21 protein-coding genes are annotated in these 20,940 nt (G+C 74.9%); 14 read left to right on the top strand and 7 right to left on the bottom strand.

Annotated features, from left to right (window positions below; all coding sequences use genetic code 11):
• Window positions 1–6 precede the first annotated feature (6 nt).
• The 8 genes from ACIQLL_RS08445 (at window position 7) to ACIQLL_RS08410 (ending at window position 9,774) form a co-directional block, all read left to right on the top strand.
• Window positions 7–408 (top strand): hypothetical protein, encoded by a 402-nt coding sequence (locus tag ACIQLL_RS08445; RefSeq protein ID WP_402465458.1) that lies wholly within the window; start codon window positions 7–9, stop codon window positions 406–408.
• Between the two features lie 51 nt (window positions 409–459).
• Entirely contained in the window at window positions 460–780 is a 321-nt protein-coding gene (gene tatA, locus ACIQLL_RS08440; RefSeq protein ID WP_402465455.1) for a Sec-independent protein translocase subunit TatA, read from the top strand.
• Window positions 781–790: 10 nt separating this feature from the next.
• A complete protein-coding gene (gene tatC / locus ACIQLL_RS08435) occupies window positions 791–1,576 on the top strand; it encodes a twin-arginine translocase subunit TatC (RefSeq protein ID WP_402465452.1) in 786 nt (261 codons plus the stop codon).
• A complete protein-coding gene (locus ACIQLL_RS08430; RefSeq protein ID WP_402465450.1) occupies window positions 1,573–2,631 on the top strand; it encodes a diacylglycerol/lipid kinase family protein in 1,059 nt (352 codons plus the stop codon). Before tatC ends, ACIQLL_RS08430 begins: the two co-directional genes overlap by 4 nt.
• A 47-nt stretch (window positions 2,632–2,678) precedes the next feature.
• Entirely contained in the window at window positions 2,679–5,531 is a 2,853-nt protein-coding gene (locus ACIQLL_RS08425; RefSeq protein WP_402465448.1) for a DEAD/DEAH box helicase, read from the top strand.
• A gap of 67 nt (window positions 5,532–5,598) precedes the next feature.
• The gene (locus tag ACIQLL_RS08420; protein ID WP_402465445.1) at window positions 5,599–7,266 is read left to right on the top strand and encodes an amidohydrolase; all 1,668 of its coding nucleotides are present in this window, start codon (window positions 5,599–5,601) and stop codon (window positions 7,264–7,266) included.
• Between the two features lie 13 nt (window positions 7,267–7,279).
• Window positions 7,280–9,034 (top strand): apolipoprotein N-acyltransferase, encoded by a 1,755-nt coding sequence (gene lnt, locus ACIQLL_RS08415; protein WP_402465442.1) that lies wholly within the window; start codon window positions 7,280–7,282, stop codon window positions 9,032–9,034.
• Window positions 9,031–9,774, top strand: a complete 744-nt coding sequence (locus tag ACIQLL_RS08410) for a polyprenol monophosphomannose synthase (RefSeq protein ID WP_402465439.1) — start codon at window positions 9,031–9,033, stop codon at window positions 9,772–9,774. The genes lnt and ACIQLL_RS08410 overlap by 4 nt, the downstream gene beginning before the upstream one ends.
• A gap of 129 nt (window positions 9,775–9,903) precedes the next feature.
• On the opposite strand, the gene ACIQLL_RS08405 is transcribed toward ACIQLL_RS08410, so the two are convergent.
• Window positions 9,904–10,248, bottom strand: coding sequence for an RNA polymerase-binding protein RbpA (locus ACIQLL_RS08405; RefSeq protein ID WP_402465437.1), 345 nt, complete (start codon window positions 10,246–10,248; stop codon window positions 9,904–9,906).
• A 302-nt stretch (window positions 10,249–10,550) separates the two neighbouring features.
• On the opposite strand from ACIQLL_RS08405, the gene ACIQLL_RS08400 reads away from it, so the two are divergent.
• The 4 genes from ACIQLL_RS08400 to ACIQLL_RS08385 all read left to right on the top strand — a co-directional run bounded on the left by ACIQLL_RS08400 (window position 10,551) and on the right by ACIQLL_RS08385 (window position 13,762).
• Window positions 10,551–11,708, top strand: a complete 1,158-nt coding sequence (locus tag ACIQLL_RS08400) for an LLM class flavin-dependent oxidoreductase (protein ID WP_402465434.1) — start codon at window positions 10,551–10,553, stop codon at window positions 11,706–11,708.
• On the top strand, window positions 11,705–12,328 hold the full coding sequence (locus ACIQLL_RS08395) for an FMN reductase (protein ID WP_402465432.1): 624 nt from the start codon (window positions 11,705–11,707) through the stop codon (window positions 12,326–12,328). The genes ACIQLL_RS08400 and ACIQLL_RS08395 overlap by 4 nt, the downstream gene beginning before the upstream one ends.
• A 59-nt stretch (window positions 12,329–12,387) precedes the next feature.
• Window positions 12,388–13,410: a UDP-glucose 4-epimerase GalE gene (gene galE / locus ACIQLL_RS08390; RefSeq protein ID WP_402465429.1), complete on the top strand. Its 1,023-nt coding sequence runs from the start codon at window positions 12,388–12,390 to the stop codon at window positions 13,408–13,410.
• A gap of 70 nt (window positions 13,411–13,480) precedes the next feature.
• Entirely contained in the window at window positions 13,481–13,762 is a 282-nt protein-coding gene (locus tag ACIQLL_RS08385) for a hypothetical protein (protein WP_402465426.1), read from the top strand.
• 46 nt (window positions 13,763–13,808) lie between these two features.
• Here ACIQLL_RS08385 and ald read toward each other — a convergent pair whose 3' ends face one another.
• Window positions 13,809–14,921, bottom strand: coding sequence for an alanine dehydrogenase (gene ald / locus ACIQLL_RS08380; protein ID WP_402465423.1), 1,113 nt, complete (start codon window positions 14,919–14,921; stop codon window positions 13,809–13,811).
• Window positions 14,922–15,130: 209 nt separating this feature from the next.
• On the opposite strand from ald, the gene ACIQLL_RS08375 reads away from it, so the two are divergent.
• Window positions 15,131–15,604: an Lrp/AsnC family transcriptional regulator gene (locus tag ACIQLL_RS08375; protein ID WP_402465421.1), complete on the top strand. Its 474-nt coding sequence runs from the start codon at window positions 15,131–15,133 to the stop codon at window positions 15,602–15,604.
• A gap of 25 nt (window positions 15,605–15,629) precedes the next feature.
• On the opposite strand, the gene ACIQLL_RS08370 is transcribed toward ACIQLL_RS08375, so the two are convergent.
• The 5 genes from ACIQLL_RS08370 to ACIQLL_RS08350 all read right to left on the bottom strand — a co-directional run bounded on the left by ACIQLL_RS08370 (window position 15,630) and on the right by ACIQLL_RS08350 (window position 20,425).
• Window positions 15,630–16,520 carry an alpha/beta fold hydrolase gene (locus ACIQLL_RS08370; protein WP_402465418.1) on the bottom strand — a complete coding sequence of 297 codons (891 nt, stop codon included), beginning with the start codon at window positions 16,518–16,520 and terminating at the stop codon, window positions 15,630–15,632.
• Entirely contained in the window at window positions 16,517–17,518 is a 1,002-nt protein-coding gene (locus tag ACIQLL_RS08365; RefSeq protein WP_402465417.1) for a DNA-binding protein, read from the bottom strand. Before ACIQLL_RS08365 ends, ACIQLL_RS08370 begins: the two co-directional genes overlap by 4 nt.
• A 135-nt stretch (window positions 17,519–17,653) precedes the next feature.
• Window positions 17,654–19,111 (bottom strand): tyrosine-type recombinase/integrase, encoded by a 1,458-nt coding sequence (locus ACIQLL_RS08360; protein WP_402465414.1) that lies wholly within the window; start codon window positions 19,109–19,111, stop codon window positions 17,654–17,656.
• Window positions 19,112–19,167: 56 nt separating this feature from the next.
• Window positions 19,168–19,842 (bottom strand): hypothetical protein, encoded by a 675-nt coding sequence (locus ACIQLL_RS08355; RefSeq protein WP_402465412.1) that lies wholly within the window; start codon window positions 19,840–19,842, stop codon window positions 19,168–19,170.
• 55 nt (window positions 19,843–19,897) lie between these two features.
• Entirely contained in the window at window positions 19,898–20,425 is a 528-nt protein-coding gene (locus ACIQLL_RS08350) for a GNAT family N-acetyltransferase (RefSeq protein ID WP_402465409.1), read from the bottom strand.
• Here ACIQLL_RS08350 and ACIQLL_RS08345 point away from each other — a divergent pair.
• Window positions 20,424–20,924, top strand: a complete 501-nt coding sequence (locus tag ACIQLL_RS08345) for a DUF3291 domain-containing protein (protein ID WP_402465406.1) — start codon at window positions 20,424–20,426, stop codon at window positions 20,922–20,924. The genes ACIQLL_RS08350 and ACIQLL_RS08345 overlap by 2 nt on opposite strands.
• The last annotated feature ends 16 nt before the right edge of the window (window positions 20,925–20,940 follow it).

Here is a 20,940-nt window from a genome sequence, read left to right as displayed (position 1 = left end):
GCGGGCATGTGGGGCTGGGTGTGGACGCTGCTCGTCCTCGGCGCGCTCGTCGTGCTGGGGCTGCTCGCCTGGCAGGTGGTGCGTGCCGGCTACCGGGCGCTGCGTCAGGCCGCCCGCGCCGGTGAGGAGCTCTCCGCGGCCGCGGCCCGCACCTCCGAGGCGGTCGCGGCCGCCGAGGCCGCCCGCACGGAGTCCGGACCCACGATGTTCGACGACCCCGCGGTGCTGCGCGCACGGGTGCACGGCCTGCGCACCGCCCGGTGGGCCCGGCGCGGCCTGCGTCGCGAGCGCCAGGCCGTCGTGTGGCGGCGGTGGAGCACCAGCACCTGGTTGCAGCGGCGCCAGGCCGCGCGCGTGGCGACGCCGCCCCACGCCGGGCGCGTCCCGAGGACGCGGCGGTCGGCCTAGACTGGCGGTGCACGCCCGTCCGGGCGCGCACCGGACGACATGGAGCCCACCTTGGCGAAGCTGTTCGACAACCCTGTTGCCCTGATCGCACTCATCCTGCTGATCGTGCTGCTGTTCGGCGCCAAGCGTCTGCCGGACGTCGCCCGCAGCGTCGGGTCCTCGATGAAGATCTTCAAGAAGGAGGTCAAGGACCTGCGCGACGACGAGGACGACGCCCCGCGCCAGGCCGCAGCGAACCCCACGCCGACCACCACCGACCCCGCGCGGCCCACCGAGCCGCAGCCGCCGACCGGGACGCCGACGTCCGCCGGGTCGACCAGCGGCGACGCCGCACCGCAGCCCGGCGGCACGACCGACCCGAAGAACACCTGAGAGGTCGCCCATGTCCCGTACCCCCCGGGACCCCGAGGGGCGCATGCCGCTGCGCGAGCACCTGGTCGAGATCCGCAAGCGGGTGGTGCGCATCGCCCTGGGCCTGCTGGTGGGCGCGATCCTCGGCTGGATCATCTACGACCCGCTCCTGGACGCCCTCATGCGGCCGCTCGAGGCAGCCGCCGACCGTCGCGGCGCCCTGATCGGCCTGAACTTCGACGGCGTGGCCACGGCCATGGACATCCGCGTCAAGGTCTCGCTGTTCCTCGGCGTCATCGTCTCCAGCCCCTGGTGGCTGTACCAGGTCTTCGCCTTCGTCAACCCCGGCCTGACCGGCAAGGAGCGCCGCTACGTCTACGGGTTCCTGTGCGCCGCGGTGCCGATGTTCCTCGCCGGCGCGGGACTGGCCTGGTACGTCCTGCCGTACGTCGTCGAGGTCCTCAACGACTTCGTGCCCGAGGGCGGTGCCAACCTCGTGGGGGCCCAGCTCTACCTCAGCTTCGTGATGCGTCTCATCCTGGCGTGCGGCATCGCGTTCCTGGTGCCGGTGTTCATGGTGGTGCTCAACCTCATGGGCACGGTCCGGGCCACCACGTGGCTGGCCGGGTGGCGCTGGGCGATCCTCATCTCGTTCCTCTTCGCCGCGATCGTCACCCCCACCATGGACGTGCTGAGCATGTTCGGCATCGCCGCACCCATCTGCGCGCTGTACTTCGTGGCCACCGGCCTCTGCTTCCTGCACGACCGACGAGCCGACCGTCGACGCGTCGCCCCCGTCGACGCCGCGGTCGAGTGACACCCCCGGCGCCGGCCGCCCCGCGCCGGGTCGGCGTCCTGGTCAACCCCGCGGCGGGCCACGGGCGGGGCCGTACCGCCGGCGCCGCGCTGCGCGACCTGCTCGCCGCCGACGGTCACACCGTGCTGGACGTCTCCGGGCCCGACGCCGTGGCCGCCGCCGCGCGGCTGGAACGAGCCGGTGACCTCGACGCCCTCGTCGTCGTCGGCGGCGACGGGATGGTCCACCTCGGCGTCCAGGCCGTCGCCGGGACCCCCGCACCGCTCGGCGTCGTCCCCGTCGGCACCGGCAACGACTTCGCAGCCTGCCTCGGCGTGCCGACGGGTCGCGGCGGCGGTCGCGCCGTCGAGGCCGTGCTCGCCTCGCTGCGCACCGGCCGCGCACGCACCGTCGACGCCGTGGCGACGACCGGGGCCGACGGCGCCACGCGCTGGGTCGCCGGCGCCGTGTCCGCGGGCCTGGACGCCGCCGTCAACGCCCGCGCCAACGCGATGACCTGGCCGCGCGGCTCGAGCCGCTACACCCTGGCGGCCCTGGCCGAGCTGGCACGCTTCCGGGCCTGGGGCTACCGCCTGCGGTTCACCGGCGTCGTCGACGGCGGGGGCCTCGTCCACGACGTCGACGGCGCCGCGACCTGGGCCGGCCGCGCGGCGATGGTCACCGCGGCCAACACCGACCGCATCGGCGGCGGCATCCGGGTCACACCCCACGCCCGGGTCGACGACGGCCTGCTCGACGTCCTCGTCGCCCCGGTGCTCACCCGGGCCGGTGCCACGTCGATCTTCCCGCAGATGTTCTCCGGACGGCACCTGCGCCGCCGGGACGTCCACGTCGTGCGGGCCGGCGCCCTCGAGATCACCCCGTTCCCGCCGTCGGGCACCACCCTGACGGCCCCACGCCGCCGCCCCGGCGCGCACGGCGCGGAGCACCCGCCGGCCCACGGCGACGGCGAGCCGCTCGGCCCGCTGCCGCTGACGGTGCGCGCCGTCCCGGGCGCGCTGCGGGTGCTGGGTGCCGCGCCGGGCCCGCGGCGGTCCGACGTCCCCGACGCCTGAGGTCGCGGGGTGCGGCCCGACGAGCGCCCGGGCCGTAGGCTGACGCCATGACGGCCGACCTGAGCCCGGCCGAGCGGTACGCCGCCGCCAGGGCCCGCTCCGCACGTGACCAGGCCGACGCCACCGGCGAGCTCGGACGCTTCCGCCGGCTGCTCGACTTCGAGCTGGACGACTTCCAGGCCGACGCCTGCGCCGCCCTCGAGGGCGGGCGGGGGGTCCTCGTGGCCGCCCCCACCGGCGCGGGCAAGACGGTGGTGGGCGAGTTCGCGGTGCACCTGGCCCTGGCCAGCGGCGGCAAGACGTTCTACACCACGCCGATCAAGGCGCTGAGCAACCAGAAGTTCGGCGACCTGGTGCGCCGCCACGGCGCCGCGTCCGTGGGGCTGCTCACCGGGGACACCTCGATCAACGCCGACGCCCCCGTGGTCGTGATGACCACCGAGGTGCTGCGCAACATGCTGTACTCGGGGTCCAGCGCGCTGGACGGGCTCGCCTACGTGGTCATGGACGAGGTGCACTACCTCGCCGACCGCTTCCGCGGCCCCGTGTGGGAAGAGGTGATCATCCACCTGCCCGACCACGTCCAGCTCGTCTCGCTGTCGGCCACCGTGTCCAACGCCGAGGAGTTCGGCGACTGGCTGGCCACCGTGCGCGGGGACACCGCCGTCGTGGTCAGCGAGCGCCGCCCCGTCCCGCTGTGGCAGCACGTGGTCACCGCGCCGCCGGAGCCGCGGGGCGCGCCGCGGATGTTCGACCTGTACGCGGGTCACGTCGACCCGACCGACCCGGGGCCGAACCCGCCCATCGACCCGGACCTGGCGCGCATGTTCCGCACCCACGGCAGGTCGGGGGGCGGGGGCGGCGGTCGAGGACGGGGGGACCGGGGCTACCGGGGCCGGGGCGGTCGCCGCCCGGCGGGCGGCTCCCAGGTGCCGCAGCGGCGCACCCCGCGCCGGTTCTCCGTGGTGGAGTCCCTGGACGACGACGCGCTGCTGCCGGCGATCTACTTCATCTTCTCGCGCGCCGGGTGCGCCGGGGCCGTGGAGCAGTGTCTGCGTGCGGGTCTGCGGCTGACCGACGCCGAGGAGGAGGCCGAGATCCGGCGGGTCGTGGAGCAGCGCACCCTGACGATCCCGCCGGAGGACCTGGAGGTGCTGGGCTTCTGGTCGTGGCAGCACGCACTGTGCCGCGGCATCGCGGCCCACCACGCCGGGATGCTGCCGGTCTTCAAGGAGACGGTCGAGGAGCTGTTCGCCCGGGGGCTGGTCAAGGTCGTGTTCGCCACGGAGACGTTGGCGCTGGGCATCAACATGCCGGCCCGCTCGGTGGTGCTGGAGAAGCTGGTCAAGTGGGACGGCACGGCGCACCAGCCCGTGACGCCGGGGGAGTACACCCAGCTGACGGGGCGGGCCGGGCGGCGCGGCATCGACGTCGAGGGTCACGCCGTCGTCGTCGACCACGAGGGGCTGGACCCGGTGGCGCTGGCGGGCCTGGCCTCGCGCCGGCTGTACCCGCTGCGCTCGAGCTTCCGCCCCACCTACAACATGGCGGTCAACCTGGTCGGTCAGGTCGGCGCGGCGCGGGCACGCGAGGTGCTGGAGACCAGCTTCGCCCAGTTCCAGGCGGACCGCGGCGTGGTGGACCTCGCCAAGCAGGCGCAGGCGCACGCCGAGGCGCTGCAGGGCTACCAGGGCGCGATGGCGTGCGACCGCGGGGACTTCGCCGCCTACATGGGCATCCGGCGGGCGATCTCGGAGCGGGAGAAGGAGCTGTCGCAGGCGGCGCGCGGGGCCCGGCGCGCCGACGCGGTGGCCTCGCTGGAGAAGCTGCGCCGCGGCGACGTGGTGGAGGTGCCGTCGGGCCGGCGCCGCGGTTACGTCGTGGTGCTCGACCCGGGTCGGGACGAGGGCGGGTTCGACGGGCCCCGGCCGACGGTCCTGACCCAGGAGAAGCAGGTCAAGAAGCTCACGCTGGCCGACCTGCCCGACGGCGTGCGCGCCGTGACTAGGGTGCGGGTGCCCAAGAGCTTCAACCCGCGCCGGCCGGACGCGCGCCGGGACCTGGCCTCCTCGATGCGCAACGCCCTGGGCGCTCGCGCCTCGGACGCCGGGCGGCGGGGCGGCACCCCCCGGGGGCGGCGCGGCGGCGACTCGGCCTCGGACGAGCACCTGCAGCGGTTGCGGGCGGACCTGCGCGCCCACCCCTGCCACGCCTGCCCGGAGCGGGAGGACCACGCCCGCTGGGCGCAGCGCGCCGACCGGCTGGCCGAGGAGCACGCCCGTCTCGTGCGGCGCATCGAGGGGCGCACCGGGTCGATCGCCCGGACGTTCGACCGCACCTGCGAGGTGCTGACCGAGCTCGGCTACCTCGCCGTGGAGGGCACCGAGACGGTGGTCACCGATCCCGGTCGTCGGCTCGGACGGCTCTACGCCGAGGACGACCTGCTGCTGGCCGAGTGCCTGCGCCGGGGGATCTGGGACGAGCTGAGCGCGCCGGAGCTGGCCGCGGCGGTCTCGGTGGTGGTCTACTCCGCCCGGCGTGAGGAGTCAGAGCCGGTCGCGGCCGCGGGGGCCGGGGCCCGGCTGCAGGCGGCGCTGACCGCGACCTCGCACGTCGCCGAGGAGCTCGGCGCCCTGGAGTCCGCGCACCGGCTGTCGGTCACGGGCACGCTCGACGCCGGGCTGGTCGGCCCGGTGCACCGGTGGGCCTCGGGCCGCAGGCTGGAGACGGTGCTGCGGGGCACGGACGTCGCCGCGGGCGACTTCGTGCGCTGGTGCAAGCAGATCGTCGACGTGCTGGACCAGCTCGCGGCCGCCGCACCGGGGCCCGAGCTCCGGTCCCGGGCCCGCAGGGCACAGGACGGCGTGCTGCGCGGCGTGGTCGCGTACTCCAGCCTGTGAGCGATCATGACGCGGGCCGGCCGGACGTCGCCACGGGCGCCCGCCCCGGTGCTCTAGGCTTTCGGCCGTGACCTCCACCCTGTACCGCAACGGAGTCGTCCACTCGTCCGCGGACCCGTTCGCCGAGGCGATCCTCGTCGACGACGGCGTCGTGGCCTGGCTCGGCGCCGAGGACACGGCGGCCGGGCTGGCCGCCCGCGCCGACGAGGTCGTCGATCTCGACGGCGCGCTGGTCACCCCGGGATTCGTCGACGCCCACGTGCACACCCTGGAGACCGGCCTGGTCGCGGAGTCGGTCGACCTGTCCGCCCCGGCCGTGACGAGCCTGGCTCAGGCCCTGGACGCCCTGGCCGCCGGGGCCGCCCGCCTCGCGGCCGCCGACCCGTCCGGCGAGCAGACGCTGCTCGCCTTCGGCTGGGACGAGCACACCTGGCCCGAGCAGCGTGCGCCGTACCCCGGCGAGGTCGACGCCGCCACGCAGGGCCGCCCGGTGCTGGCGGTCCGCGTCGACGGGCACACGGCCCTGGTCTCGTCCTCGTTCGCCGCCCGCACCGGCCTGGACCGCGAACCGGCGTGGGACGGCTCCGGCGTCGTCGCCGACGAGGCGTACGCCCGGGCCCGCGCCGCGGCGCACGACCTGAGCCCGGACCGACGCCGGGACGCCTATCGCACCGCCCTGCGCCAGGCGGCAGCGCGCGGCGTCGTGGCGGTGCACGAGATGAGCACCCCGCACGTGGACACCCGCGACGGGCTTGCCCGGCTCATGGCGTTGGCCGGCGACCCCGACGAGCGCCTGCCGCACGTGACCGCCTACCGTGCCGAGCTGTGCGGCGGTCCCGACGACGCCCGCACCCTGCTGGCCGAGCTGCCGTTCCTGACCGGCATCGGCGGCGACCTCACCGTGGACGGCACCCTGGGCTCGCGCACCGCGGCGCTGCGCTCGCCGTATGCGGGCCGGCCGTGGGCGGGCGGGCGCGAGGCGGCGACCACCGGTCGGCTGTACCTCGGCGCGGAGCAGATCGCCACGCACCTGCTGGCCTGCTCGTCGGCCGGTGTCCAGGGCGGCTTCCACGTCGTCGGGGACCGCGCGATGGACGAGCTGACGCGGGGCCTGGAGACCGCGGCCGCGCAGGCCGACCCGAGCGCCCTGCGCTCGGGGCACCACCGGGTCGAGCACGCCCTCATCGTCGACGCCGCGGCCCTGGCCGCCCTGCTGCTGTACGGGGTGGGGTTGTCGATCCAGCCGGCCTACGACACGACCTGGGGCGGGCCCGAGGGGATGTACGCCGACCGGCTGGGCGGCCCACGGGCGTCCAACGTCTCCCCGTTCGCGGACCTGGCCGGGGCCGGGGTGCCCCTCGCCTTCGGGTCCGACTCACCCGTGACCCCGCTGGACCCGTGGCAGGCGGTGCGCGCCGCGATCGGGCACGCAGATCCCGCCCAACGCATGAGCGCCCGCGCCGCGTTCCGCGCCCACTCCCGCGGGGGCTGGCGCCTGGCGGGCCTGGACCACACCGGTGCGGGAGAGCTGCGTGTCGGCTCGCCGGCTCACCTGGCCGTGTGGCGGGCCGAGCAGCTCGCCGTGCAGTCCGCACCGGGTCGGCTGTCGCAGTGGAACCCCGAGGCGCGCGCGGGCCAGCCGCTCCTGCCCGACCTGTCCGACGACGTCGCAGCACCGCGGTGCCTGCGCACGGTGCGCGACGGCGTCGTGCTCTTCGACGCTCTCGACGGCTGAGCGGATGACCGCCGTGCCCACCGCACCCGCCGGCGTGGTCGGCCCCCAGGAGCGGCGTGATCCCCCCGCGGGGCGGTGGACCTCGCGCCCGGCGACCCTCCTGCTGGCCCTCGCCGCGGGCGGGACGCTGTGGGCCTCCTTCCCCGACGTGGACGCCTGGCCGCTGGCGTTCGTCGCCGTCGCGCTGCTGTACGCGGCCCTGCGCCGCCAGGGCAGGCATGCCGCCGCCTGGAACGCCCTGGTCGGGTTCGTCGCCCTGCTGACCTTCTGGCTGCCGCACATCTGGTGGGCGAACTTCGCCACCGACACCGTGCCCTGGCTGGCGCTGGCCCTGCTCGAGTCCGCGTTCGGCGCGCTGCTGGGCGTGCTCTGGACGTGGGCGCGCCGCATGCCGGGGGTCCGGTGGCGCGACGGCGTCGCCCCGGCCGCAGGCCCGGTCCGTGCGCTCACGCACGTCACCGCGTTCGCCGTCGTGTTCGTGGCCGTCGAGCAGTGGCGCTCCGAAGCGCCGTTCGGCGGCTTCCCGTGGGGCCGTCTGGCCTGGACGATGGTCGACGCCCCGACGGGACGCGCCGCCTGGCTCGGCGGCACCACGCTGGTCTCCCTGCTGGTCGCCGTCGTCGGCGTCCTGCTCGCGCTGGCCGTCGGACAGCTCGTGCGGGCGATGCGGGCGGCCCGCACGGGGCGCCCGGTCTCCACCGCCGTGGTCGCCTGCGTCGTCCTCGCCGCGGCCGCCGCCGTCGTCGCGGCGGCACCGGCCGCGCTGCCGCTGCCGTCCGGCCCCGACCCGGCGGAACCGGTGGCCACCGCCGACCTGGCCGACCAGGTCGTCGACGCGGACACGGCCACCCAGGAGGCCCCCGGGCCACCGTTGGTCGTCGGAGCCGTCCAGGGCAACGTCGCCGAACCGGGCCTCGGGTCCTTCGCCAACCGCGCCGAGGTCCTCAACAACCACCTCGACGGCACCGACGTCCTGGCCGGGCGGGACACCGACCTCGACGTGGTGCTGTGGCCCGAGAACGGCTCCGACCTGGACCCGCAGGAGGTGCCCGAGGTCGCCGCCGCTCTCGACGACGCCGCCACCGCCGTCGACGCCCCGATCCTGGTGGGCGCCCAGGAGTACCCCGCGACCGGCGGACGGTACAACGTGGCGCTGCTGTGGCAGGCCGGCCAGGGCGTGACCGACCGGTACGCCAAGCAGCACCCGGCCCCGTTCGGCGAGTACATCCCCCTGCGCGGGTTCGTGCGGCTGTTCTCGGCGCAGGTGGACCGCGTCACCAACGACATGCTGCCCGGCACCGAGCCGGCCGTCGTCGACCTGCCGCGCGACGACGGCACCACCACGCCGATGGCCACCGTCATCTGCTTCGAGGTCGCCTACGACGAGATCGTGCGCGACGCCGTGCAGCGCGGCGCCCAGGTGATCGTGGTCCCCACCAACAACGCCTCCTTCGGCTACACCGCCGAGTCGACCCAGCAGCTGGCCATGACCCGCATGCAGGCGATGACCACGGGCCGCGCCGCGGTCCAGGTCTCCACGGTCGGGGTCTCCGGCGTCGTCGCGCCCGACGGCACCGTGGTGGCCCGCACCGAGCTGTTCACCGCCGACCAGATCGTGGCGGCGCTGCCGCTGCGCACCACGCTCACCCCCGCCGTGCGGGCCGGGTACTGGCCCGGCTGGATCGTCGGGGCGCTCGGCGCCGGTCTCGCGGTGGCCGGCCTGGTCACGGGGATCCGCGAGCGCCGGACCTGGGAGAGGACGGTATGAGGACCCTGGTGGTCGTGCCGACGTACGACGAGATCGAGTCGTTGCCGGTGACGTTGGACCGGTTGCGGGCGTCGGCTCCGCAGGTGGACGTGCTGGTGGTCGACGACGCGTCCCCGGACGGCACGGGGGAGCTGGCGGCGCGGCGGGCGGCCGGCGACGACGCCGTGCACGTGCTGCACCGCTCGGGCAAGGACGGGCTGGGGGCGGCGTACGTGGCCGGGTTCGGCTGGGGCCTGGAGCGCGGGTACGACGTCCTGTGCGAGATGGACGCCGACGGCTCGCACCGTCCCGAGGAGCTGTCGCGGCTGCTGGAGCGGCTCGCCGGCGACGACGCGCCGGACCTGGTGATCGGGTCGCGGTGGGTGCCGGGCGGCCGGGTGGTGAACTGGCCGTGGCACCGCAGGGTGCTCTCGCAGGGCGGCAACACCTACGTGCGGCTGGCGTTGGGCATCGGGGTGCGGGACGCCACGGGCGGGTACCGGGCGTTCCGCGCGGCGACGTTGCGCGCGGTGGACCTGGCGACGGTGGAGTCGCACGGCTACTGCTTCCAGGTGGACATGACGTGGCGCGTGCTGCGCGGCGGGGGAGCGGTGGCCGAGGTGCCGATCACGTTCGTCGAGCGTGCGGCCGGCGTGTCGAAGATGTCCCGGGCCATCGTCACCGAGGCGTTGGGCAAGACGACGCGCTGGGGGCTGCGGCACCGGTGGGGTCAGCTGCGCTCCCTGGTCGGGCGTGGCTGACCCGGTCCCACACCCGGCACGACCCCGGCCACAGCTCCCGAACCCGTTGTGGGCATGAATTCGGCGGCCCTGGATCGATCCAGGGCCGCCGAATTCATGCCCACAACGGCAGGGCGGAGGGTGTCCGTCTCAGGCGGAGCGGCGCAGCTTGCCGGCGCGCAGCAGCTCGAGCCGCTCGTCGAGCAGCTCCTCGAGCTCGGAGACGGTGCGGCGCTCGAGCAGCATGTCCCAGTGGGTGCGCTGCGGCTTGGTGGGCTTGGCCTCGGGACGCTCGGCGTCGCGCAGCAGCGCTTCGCCGCCGCACTGGCACTCCCACACGGGCGGCACCTCGGCGTCGGTGGAGAACGGCAGGATGATGGTGTGCCCGTTGGGGCAGTCGTAGTGGGCCTGGAACCGCGGGGCGAAGTCCACGCCCTCGTCGGACTCCATGCTCTTGCTGCCGATGCTCATGCCGCGCAGGGAGCGGTCAGGCATGTCGTCCTCCACTGGTCGAGGGATAGGGGCCGTGGGATCCAACGCGCCCCCGACGACGGTTGTTCCGCCCGGGCGTGAAGGTCCGGTGAAGCGTACCGGGTCCTCGGTGAAGGACGGCTCGCAGCACCAGGCTGGCCAGGACGGCGGCCGCTCGCAAGTCGAGCCCTGCCGGGTGGCCCGCGTTGTGGGTGACGTCACCCTGTCCTGCCCGCGAGGGGGACGGGACTCGGGAACAATCGAGGGGGCGGCCCGGTTGGGCCGGGTACATGCAAACGCATGTAATTGATCCTCGGGAGCGCATCGTGCAGTTCGGCATCTTCTCCGTCTCCGACGTCACCACGGACCCGACCACCGGTCGGACCCCCGACGACACCGAGCGTGTGCGCTCGATGCTGACCATCGCCCGGCACGCCGACGAGGCGGGTCTGGACGTCTTCGCCACGGGCGAGCACCACAACCCGCCGTTCGTGGCCTCCAGCCCCACCACGCTGCTCGGCTACCTGGCCGGCGTGACCAAGAACATCACGCTGTCCACGGCCACCACCCTGATCACCACCAACGACCCGGTGCGCCTGGCCGAGGAGTACGCGATGCTCCAGGTGGTCTCCGGCGGCCGCATGGACCTGATGATGGGGCGCGGCAACACCGGCCCCGTCTACCCCTGGTTCGGCCAGGACATCCGCAACGGCATCCCGCTGGCCGTGGAGAACTACGCGCTGCTGCGCCGGCTGTGGACCGAGGACGTCGTGGACTGGGAGGGTCGGTTCCGCACCCCGCTGCAGGGCTTCACCTCCACCCCGCGGCCGCTGGACGGCGTGCCGCCGTTCGTGTGGCACGGCTCGATCCGCTCGCCCGAGATCGCCGAGCAGGCCGCCTACTACGGCGACGGGTTCCTGCACAACAACATCTTCTGGCCCATGCACCACACCCAGCAGATGGTCCGGTTCTACCGTCAGCGCTACGAGCACCACGGGCACGGGCGCGCCGACCAGGCGATCGTCGGGCTCGGCGGGCAGGTGTTCGTGCGCAAGAACTCCCAGGACGCGGTGCGCGAGTTCCGACCCTACTTCGACGTCGCCCCGGTCTACGGTCACGGCCCGAGCCTGGAGGACTTCTCGGCCCAGACACCCCTGACCGTCGGTTCGCCGCAGCAGGTCATCGACCGCTACGGCGCCTTCGTCGACAAGGTCGGGTACTACCAGCGCCAGATGTTCCTCGTCGACCACGCCGGCCTGCCGCTGAAGACCGTCCTGGAGCAGATCGACCTGCTGGCCGAGGAGATCGTGCCCGAGCTGCGACGGATCGTCGAGGCCGAGCGCCCCGCCGACGTCCCGGCGAACCCGCCCACCCACGCCGAACGCGTCGCCGCCGCCCGTGCCGGCGGGCACACCGCCGCCACCCACGTGGGCGACGGCACCGACGACGTCACCGGCACGCTCGCCGAGGAGGCCCGCGCATGAGCACCCACCGCACCCTCGCCGTCGTCACCGCCGGCCTGTCCCAGCCGTCCTCGACCCGCCTCCTGGCCGACCGGCTCTCCGGCGCGGCCGCCGACGCCCTGCGGGAGCAGGGGCAGGAGGTCGACGTCGAGGTCGTCGAGCTGCGCGAGCACGCTCACGCCGTCGTGGACGCGATGCTCACCGGATTCCCCGCCGGGGAGCTGGCGCAGGTGCTGCAGACGGTGACCTCCGCGGACGGCCTGATCATGGTCAGCCCGCTGTTCACCACCACGTACTCGGGGCTGTTCAAGTCGTTCGTCGACGTCCTCGACCCCGACGCGCTGACCGGCAAGCCGGTCCTGCTGGGCGCCACGGGCGGGACCCAGCGCCACTCGCTCGCGCTGGACTACTCGATGCGGCCGTTGCTGACCTACCTGCGCACCCAGGTGATGCCGACCGCCGTGTTCGCCGCCACCGACGACTGGGCCGGCCAGACCGACGCCGCCGCCCTGCCGCGCCGCATCGCACGCGCCGGCCGTGAGCTCGCCGACGCGGTCGCCGCACGGCCGGCGGCCACCGCCCCCGACGACCCGTTCGGCGACACCCCGGACTTCGCCCGCCTGCTCGACGGCGGACGCTGACCGGTCCGGCATCCGACGGCGACGCCGGAGCACGGGAGCAGGTCGCTATCCTGGCGGCCATGCGCGTTCTCGTCTCCGGCGGCGCCGGCTACATCGGTTCCCACACGGTCCTCTCGCTCCTCGCCTCCGGGCACGACGTCGTCGTCGTCGACGACTTCTCCAACGCCAAGCCGAGCGTGATCGGGCGCCTGGAGTCGCTGTCCGGGCGGCACGTGCCCGTGCACGCCATCGACCTGACCGACGCCCGCAAGACCGAGCTGCTGTTCGACCACGAGCACTTCGACGCTGTGGTGCACTTCGCCGGCTTCAAGGCCGTGGGGGAGTCGGTGGACAAGCCGCTGTCCTACTACCGCAACAACCTGGACTCCACGCTCTCGCTGCTCGAGGCCATGCGCCGCCACGACGTGCACCGGCTCGTCTTCTCGTCCTCGGCCACCGTCTACGGCGAGCACGCCCCCGTGCCCTACCGGGAGGACTACGAGCACCTGTCCTCCTCCTCGCCGTACGGGCAGACGAAGGTCATGATCGAGCGGATCATGACCGACGTCGCGGCCGCCACCGACGGCCTGCGCGTGGCGCTGCTGCGCTACTTCAACCCGGTCGGCGCCCACCCCTCGGGGCAGATCGGCGAGGACCCCCAGGGCATCCCCAACAACCTCATGCCGTTCATCGCCCAGGTGGCCGTCGGGCGGCGCGAGAAGCTGACGGTGTTCGGCGACGACTACCCGACCGCGGACGGCACCTGCGAGCGTGACTACCTGCACGTCGAGGACCTCGCGGCCGGGCACGTCGCCGCGCTCGAGCACCTGGACGCGATGGCCACTCCGGTGCGGGCCTTCAACCTCGGTACCGGGACCGGCACGTCGGTGCTGGCGATGCTGGGCGCCTTCGAGCGCGCCGTCGGGCGCGAGCTGCCCTACGAGGTCGGCCCGCGACGCGCCGGGGACCTGCCGGCGTTCTGGGCCGATCCCGCCCGCGCGAACACCGAGCTCGGCTGGCGCGCGGAGAAGTCCATCGACGACATGTGCGCCGACACCTGGCGCTGGCAGCAGGCCAACCCGCAGGGCTTCCCGGACGCCTGACCTGCACGGACCTCGTCTCCGCGGCCGGGCAGGGCTTGCACCTCGACCCGGCGGCGAGGACCATGGGGCCATGGCCGACGACGCACGCCCCGCCCACCGCTGGGACCCCGGCGCGCGCTACCGGCCCTCGCGGCTGGCGGTCGCGGCGCGCTCCGATCCGGCGACGTCGGCACTGACCGGTCGCCTGCGTCGTGGCCCCGCCGACCGCACCGCGGTCTTCGACCGCCCCGTGTGGCGCCCCGTCGGCGCGGCGGGCACCCGCACCGCCCTCGGCGCGGTCCTGGGGGCCTACCGCCGCGGGGTCGTGGACACCTCAGGGCTGGTGCGGGCCGTCGGGCGCGTACTGCGCTGAGCCCCTCGACCCCCCGGCGCGACGCACCCACCGGCCGGCGGCCGGCTCACAGCACCTGTGCCAGGCCCACGTGGTCGAGGCCGTGCGCCGCGGCGACCGCGGGGTGCACCACGCGTCCGTCGTGGGTGCTCAGACCCCTCGCGAGCGCCGCGTCGGCGCGCAGGGCCTCGCGCCACCCGGCGTCGGCCAGCGCCACCGCGTAGGGCAGGGTGACGTTGGTCAGTGCGTAGGTCGAGGTGCGGGGCACAGCGCCGGGCATGTTCGCCACGCAGTAGAACACGGTGTCGTGCACCGGGTAGGTGGGGCGGTCGTGGGTGGTGGGCCGGGAGTCGGCGAAGCACCCGCCCTGGTCGATGGCGATGTCGACGAGCACGGCGCCCGGTCGCATCTGGGCCACCAGCTCGTTCGGCACCAGCACGGGGGCCTTGGCTCCGGGCACCAGGACGGCGCCGACGACGAGGTCGGCCTCGAGCACCGCCTCGCGCAGGCTGAGCCGGTTGGAGGTGAGGGTCTGCACCCGGCCGCCGAGCTCCCGGTCGGCGGCGCGCAGCACGTCGACGTCGGTGTCCAGCAGGGTGACGCGTGCGCCCATGCCGACGGCGACACGGGCGGCGTTCATGCCCGAGGTCCCCGCCCCGATGACGACGACGTGGCCCGCGGCGACGCCGGGCACCCCGCCGAGCAGCACGCCGCGGCCGCCGGCGGCGTTTTGCAGCGTGGCGGCGCCGACCTGGGTGGCCAGCCGCCCGGCGACCTCGGACATCGGCGCCAGCAGCGGCAGTGATCCGCCGGCGGTCTGCACGGTCTCGTAGGCGATCGCGGTGACGCGGCGCGCGAGCAGCTCCTCGGTGAGCGCCTTGTCCGCGGCCAGGTGCAGGTAGGTGAACAGCACCTGTCCCGGGCGCAGGTGGTCGTACTCGGAGTCGACGGGCTCCTTGACCTTGAGCACCATCTCGCCGGCGGCCCAGGTGGCGGCGGCACCGTCGACCAAGCGGGCGCCCTCGGCGGCGTACTGGGCGTCCTCGATGCCGGCGCCGCGCCCGGCGCCGGCCTGGACGTGCACGGTGTGGCCGCGGGTGACCAGCTCGTGGACGCCGGCCGGGGTGATCGCCACCCGGTCCTCGTGGTTCTTGACTTCCTGCGGGACCGCGATGTCCATGGGTGTCGCCTCCGGTGGGGTGGGGTCGGTAGCGCTGTGCGAGGTCGGGGGTGTGACCGCGCTCACCACCAGTGTGGAACGACGGGCGGGCAGCGGACGGTCAGCTGGTCGATCGTTCGGTATTCTGGCGAGATGTCGTCCAGATCTTCGGTTCCGAGCCGTCAGGGCCTCCTGCGTCGCAGGATCTGCGGCCGGACCCCGGTGCCGGGTTGGAACGTCGCCCGCGGGACACCGTGCGCCTGGACGCGATCGACCACCGGCTGCTGACCGTCCTGGCCTCCGACGCCCGCATCCCCAACAGCACGCTGGCGGCGCGGGCGGGCATCGCTGCGTCGACGTGCCTGGCACGCGTGCGGCGGCTGCGCGAGGAGGGCGTCATCCGAGGGTTCCACGCGGACGTCGACCCCGCGCTGGCCGGGCGTCCTCTCCAGGCGATCATCGCGGTGCGCATGCAGGGGGCCGCCCGCTCGCACCTGCCGGCGTTCTCCCGCGAGCTGGCCCGGCTCCCCGGCGTGCTGGACGTCTACCTCATCGGGGGAGCGCACGACTTCTTCGTGCACGTGACGGCACCGGACTCGGACGTGCTCAACGACTTCGTCATCGAGAACCTGTCGGCCAACCCGGGCGTGGCGCTGACCGAGACCAACCTCATCTTTCGCCACACCCGTGGCGGGTGGCACTGATCGGCCGGTCGACGCCGGGCACCGGTCAGGTCGCCGACGCCAACCACCGGTGCAGCTCGGTGGCCAGGGCCACGGGTGCGTCGAGCTGGACCAGGTGCCCGGCGTCCGGGACGGTCACCACCGTGCTGCCCGGGATCGCCGCGGCGAGCCGATGCGCACGGTCGACGGGGATCCAGGTGTCCTGCTCGCCCCACACGATACGGGTCGGGACGTCGAGGGAGGCCAGGAGCGGTTCGAGCTCGGCGGTCCAGCGCTCGTCGGCCTGGGCGATCTGCCGGTAGAACGCCGCCTGGCCGGCCTCGCCGAGCCACGGGGACACCAGCGCCTCCAGGTCGTCGGGGCGCAGGTCGCGGTGGGCGGCGCCGGCGACGTAGGCGGACAGCGCACCACGGTGCACAGCCTCGGGCAGGTCACCGAAGACGTCGGCGTGCTCGCCCACGAGCCGGAAGTAGTCCGAGCCCCACGGGCGCAGGGCCACGACGTCGACCAGGCACAGCGAGCCGTACCGGTGCCCGTGCAGCAGCGCCGCCCGCAGGCAGACCGCCCCGCCGTAGTCGTGGGCGACGACGTGGGGTCGCCAGGCGCCCTGCCCGACCTTCGCGTGGTGCTCGCCCCAGTGCTCCAGCAGGGCGGCCAGCACCTCGCCCTGCACGCCGAGGTCGACGTCGTGGTGCGGGTGCCGTGAGGAGGCGCCGTAGCCGGGCATGTCCCACAGGTAGACCGTGAAGTCGGCGGCGAGCGCCCGCGCGTACGGCTCCCACAGCCACGACGACCACGGCGTGCCGTGGCAGAACACCAGCGGCGGACCCGACCCGAGCACGGTCCAGGCCACCGACCGGCCCCGCCACGCGAAGACCCGATCGAGCACGACACCGGTCCCGACCTGCGCCGCGGTCGTGCCGTGGGCGGCGCTCACCGGTCCTGCACCGCGGCCGCCAGGGCCTCGCGCAGGCCGGCGGCCTCACCCTCGGCCTGGGCCCGGGCGGCGAGCTGCTCGGCGCGGTCACGCTCGGCGTCCGACGCCTGCGCGCGGGCGGACTGCAGCGCCTCGCGCAGCGCGGTTACCTCGCCCTCCAGGCGGCGCGCGGTGCCCAGCGCGCCCTCGCGCTCGCTCTCGGCGCGCACGCGGTCGTGGTGCGCGCGGGCGGACTCCGTGCGGGCCGCCTCCAGTGACGTCCGGGTCTCGGCGAGGGACTCCTGCAGGCCGGCCGCCGTCCCCTGAGCCTGCGCGCGCGCCTCGGCCTCGCCGGCCCGCGCCCGCTCGGCGGCGCCGACCTCCCGTCGCAGCTCCTCGATCCGGTCCCGGCTGCGCTCCAGGGCCTCGTGCAGCTCGTCGGCGCGCCCGAGCGCGCGCTCACCGGCGGCGGTGGCGGCCGAGAGCGCCTGCGACTCCGCCGTGAGCCGGCCGGTGAGGCGTTCGACGTCGGACCGGGTCGTGCGCAGCTCCTCCTCGACGGCGCCGCGCTCCGCGTGGGCGGCGTCCAGCGCGCCGGCCAGCCGGTCGGCGTCCTGGCGCAGGGCGGTCGCCAGCTGCTCGGCGTCCGTGCGCTCGTCGTCGTGCTCACGGCGCGCCGCGTGCACGGCCTGACGCCACAGGCCCGCGACACCCCGCTCGACGAGCGCGGCCACCTCGCGCGGGAGCTCCGGCAGGCGGGCGGCCTCGGCACGGGCCTCGGCCTGCTCGCTGCGCCAGGCCCGCAGGTGGGTGGTCGCCACCGCGTTCGAGCAGCCCGCCCGGTCACGGACGGTCGTCACGGTGATCGGCGTGCCGGCGGCGAGCAGCGCGTCGGCCGCCGCGAAGACCCGCTCGCGCCCCGTACGCGGCGCTGCCGGCTCCTCGGACGCCTCGGCGTCGTGCGGGGGCACGGGCTCACGGGGCGCTGCGGGCGCGGGGGAGGTGGACAGGACGCTCATGGTGCTCCAGCAGTAGTCGTCGCAGGAATAGCCGCAAACTACTCCTACTCCTCCTGTTCATCCATAGACACCCGCTTTTCCAAAGCGGGTGTGCACAGGTGGCACGAACGGGTCCAGAGTGGGTGTCGTCCCAGGTCATCGCGCCACACGGGCGGTCAGTTCGACCACCCCGGGCGGCACCGTGCCGTCGCCGGTGAGCACATCGTGAGCAGGGCCCGTCGGTTCGTGCGCCGCGAACTGCGCCGACATCGACTCCCCGAGCCGGTCGAGGTCGTCCTCGAACAGCCCGGCGTAGGTGCGCAGCGTCAGCACGGGCGACTCGTGCCCGAGCATCCGCTGGACGGCCTTGACCGACGCCCCGCCCGCGATCGCGAGCGAGGCGGCGGTGTGCCGCAGGTCGTGCAACGTCAGGGTGGGGAAGTCCTCGGCCCCGGCGCGCAGCGTCACCCGGGACGTCGCGGCCAGCCGGCGCGTCCGGGCGATCTTCTCCCCGCGCGTCATGGCCTCGCGGCGGTCCCGGTCGGCGGTGGTGAGCGCCGCCCACGTCGAGGCGTCCACGACGCCGGTCACCGCCAGGCCATGCTCGGCCTGGACACGCCGCACCGCGGTCAGGGTGGTCGTGTCGTACACACCGGTGACGGGCACCGCCAGCAGCTCCTGGGCGATGGCCACCGCGGTGCCGGCGGCACGGACCGCCGGGCGGAACGCGTGCCGGTCGAAGGACTCGCGCCGCAACGGCCCGCCGTCGCGCCCGGTGAACAGCAGGGCCGACGTCTCGCGGCCGCCGATGCGCTCGACGAGCGCGTGCTCCAGCACGCCGGGCAGCGGCACCTCGCGCCGGGCGTGGGTCTTGGTGTCCCCGAGCAGCAGGGTGCCGTCGTCCAGCCGCGTCCAGGCCCGCTCCACCGTGACGCGGCGGCGCAGCAGGTCCACGTCGCCGGTGCGCAGTGCCGAGACCTCGCCCCAGCGCAGACCGGTCAGCCCGGCCAGCAGCACCAGCGTGCGGGACTGTTGCGCCGCCGTCGCGTCGGCCACGCGACGCAGCTGCTCGTGGGAGAGGTAGCGGTGCGCCTTGGTCTTCGGCGCCCGGGGCAGCGACGGCACCCGGCCCGACGGCGTGCGCGCCGGGTTGCTGGTCAGGCGGCGGGCGTCCACGGCCGCGTCCAGCAACGCCACGAGCAGCCGCACGGCATCGCGCCGCCGCGCCGCGGAGGCCGGTTCGCTGCGCGTCGGGCCCCGCATCTGCACGGCCCAGCGCGCGACGTCGTCGTGGGCGAGCCGGCGCAACGCCGCCCCGCCGAAGGTGGGGGCCACCAGGGAGCGGAAGCGTTCGCGCTCGGACTCCAGGGTGCGGGGCGCCCGGTCGGCGCGCGCGGCCTGCCACGCCTCGAACCACTCGGCCACCGTGATCGTGCCGGCGCGCGGGTCGACCCACTCGCCGCGCTTGCCGGCCTCCTCCGCCCGGCGGGCCTCGGCCAGCGCGTCGCGCCGGGCGCGGAACGCCCGGGTGCTGCGCAGCCGCCCGTCGACGCGGAAACGCCCCACGTACGACGTCGCCCCGCCGGTGCCGCTGCGCTTCTCCGTGTAGGCCATGGCGCGAGACTACCGACGCCGACGGCGCGGTGACCTGCGACGACGTCAGGATCGGGTCAACGCTCGAGCGCGGACAGCTCCGTGGCGACGTCGACGGCCAGCTCCATGCGCTCCTGCGGCGTGCCCGCGGCGCCCGCCACCACGTGCACCGAGCTCACGCGGCCGGCGCGGCAGCTCTCGGCGATCACGGAGTGCCTGCCGGCCTCCTGCGGGATGAACGTCGCCGTGGCCGAACGTGCGGGGTCGACGTACGTCCCCACGTGATCCGGCAGCTCGCGGCCCAGGACCACGGCCTGGAAGACCTCGCAGGCCGTGACGCGATCCAGATCCATGCCGGCCTTGAGGCGTCGCCCCGCCTCGGCCAGCACCCCCGGATCCACCCCGGTCCGGCGTTCGCTGCCCGCCAGGTCGTCCAGGGCCCCGGGATCCTGCTGCAACCACTGCGAGACCGAGTACCGGCTCAGCACGATGCCGTCACCGTCCGGCGTGACCCACTGACAGGCGGGGAAGACCACGGTGGCGTCACGCGGACCGGAGAGCTCGCCCGGCACGAGCACCGACAGGAGCGAGGCATCGACCTCGCACGGGCCGGACGGCTCGCCGCTGGACGACGGGTACTCGGGCGACGGCGCCGCCGCCACGTCGTCGTCGCCCCCGGCCGGCGAGCAGGCTGCCGCCACGGCAAGGACCGCTGCGACGACGACGGCGGCGATGCAGTGCCCACGGAGCATCGGTGCACTCAACACCATGCCGGGAGCCCCCGGCAAGGTCCCGGAGCGCAGGAGCTCAGCGCGATGCGCCGGAGCGCGCCAGTGCGAGCGTCATGAACACGCTGTTCGGGTCCGGGCCGTAGGCCGCGAACGGCTCGCACTCGACGAACCCGGCCCGGGCGTACATGCCCCGCGCCGTGACGAACAGATCCTCGACGCCGGTCTCCAGGCTCAGACGCGCATAGCCGCGCTCACGGCACAGCCCGACGAGGTGGGCCAGCACGGCGGTGGCCACGCCCCGGCCGCGGGCCGCGAGCGCCGTGCGCATCGACTTGAGCTCGCCGTGCCCGCCGGGGCCGGGCCGCAGCTCGCTGAGGGCTCCGCACCCGAGCAGCGTGCCGTCGTCGTCGCGGGCCGTGACGAACGTGATGTGGGCGGCGGCGAGCGCCGCGGCGTCGAGGGCGTGCACGGACTCGGGCGGGCTGGTGGCGCGCATCTCCTCGAGGTGCTCGTCCAGCAGGGCGCGCACGTCGGCGCGCGCGGGGGAGTCGGGACCGATGTTCACGGTCCCATGATCTGTCACGTGTGGCACCCTTCGGGACATGTCGACGTCGCACGAGCTCGCCCAGGTCAACGTCGCGCGGCTGCGCGCTCCCCTCGACAGCGCGCAGCTGGCGGACTTCGTGGACCTCCTGGACCCGGTCAACTCCCTCGCCGAGCGGTCGGACGGATTCGTGTGGCGGCTGCAGAGCGAGGGGGGCGACGCGACCGACATCGAGGGGTTCGGCTTCGACGTCGACGGCTCGCCCGGCGTGATCGTCAACATGTCGGTGTGGCGGGACGTCGAGGCGTTGTCGGCCTTCGTCTACGGCGGGCTGCACCGGGAGGTCCTGGCCCGACGACGCGAGTGGTTCGAGCGGATGGCGCAGGCGTACACCGCCTGCTGGTGGGTCCCGGCCGGGCACCGACCGGACGTGCCCGAGGCGGAGCAGCGGGTGCTGCACCTGCGTCGGCACGGGCCGACGCCGCACGCCTTCACCCTGCACCGGCCCGTCGCGGCCGACGACGCACCGGTCGACGGCCTCGCCGGACGTCCGCTCTGAGCGCGGCCGCACCACG

It is taken from the genome of Isoptericola aurantiacus, from assembly GCF_044769875.1.
GTDB classification, from domain to species: Bacteria; Actinomycetota; Actinomycetes; order Actinomycetales; family Cellulomonadaceae; genus Isoptericola; species Isoptericola aurantiacus.
Note: the sequence above shows the minus strand (reverse complement) of the source record. Positions and strands in the feature narration are given on the sequence as shown.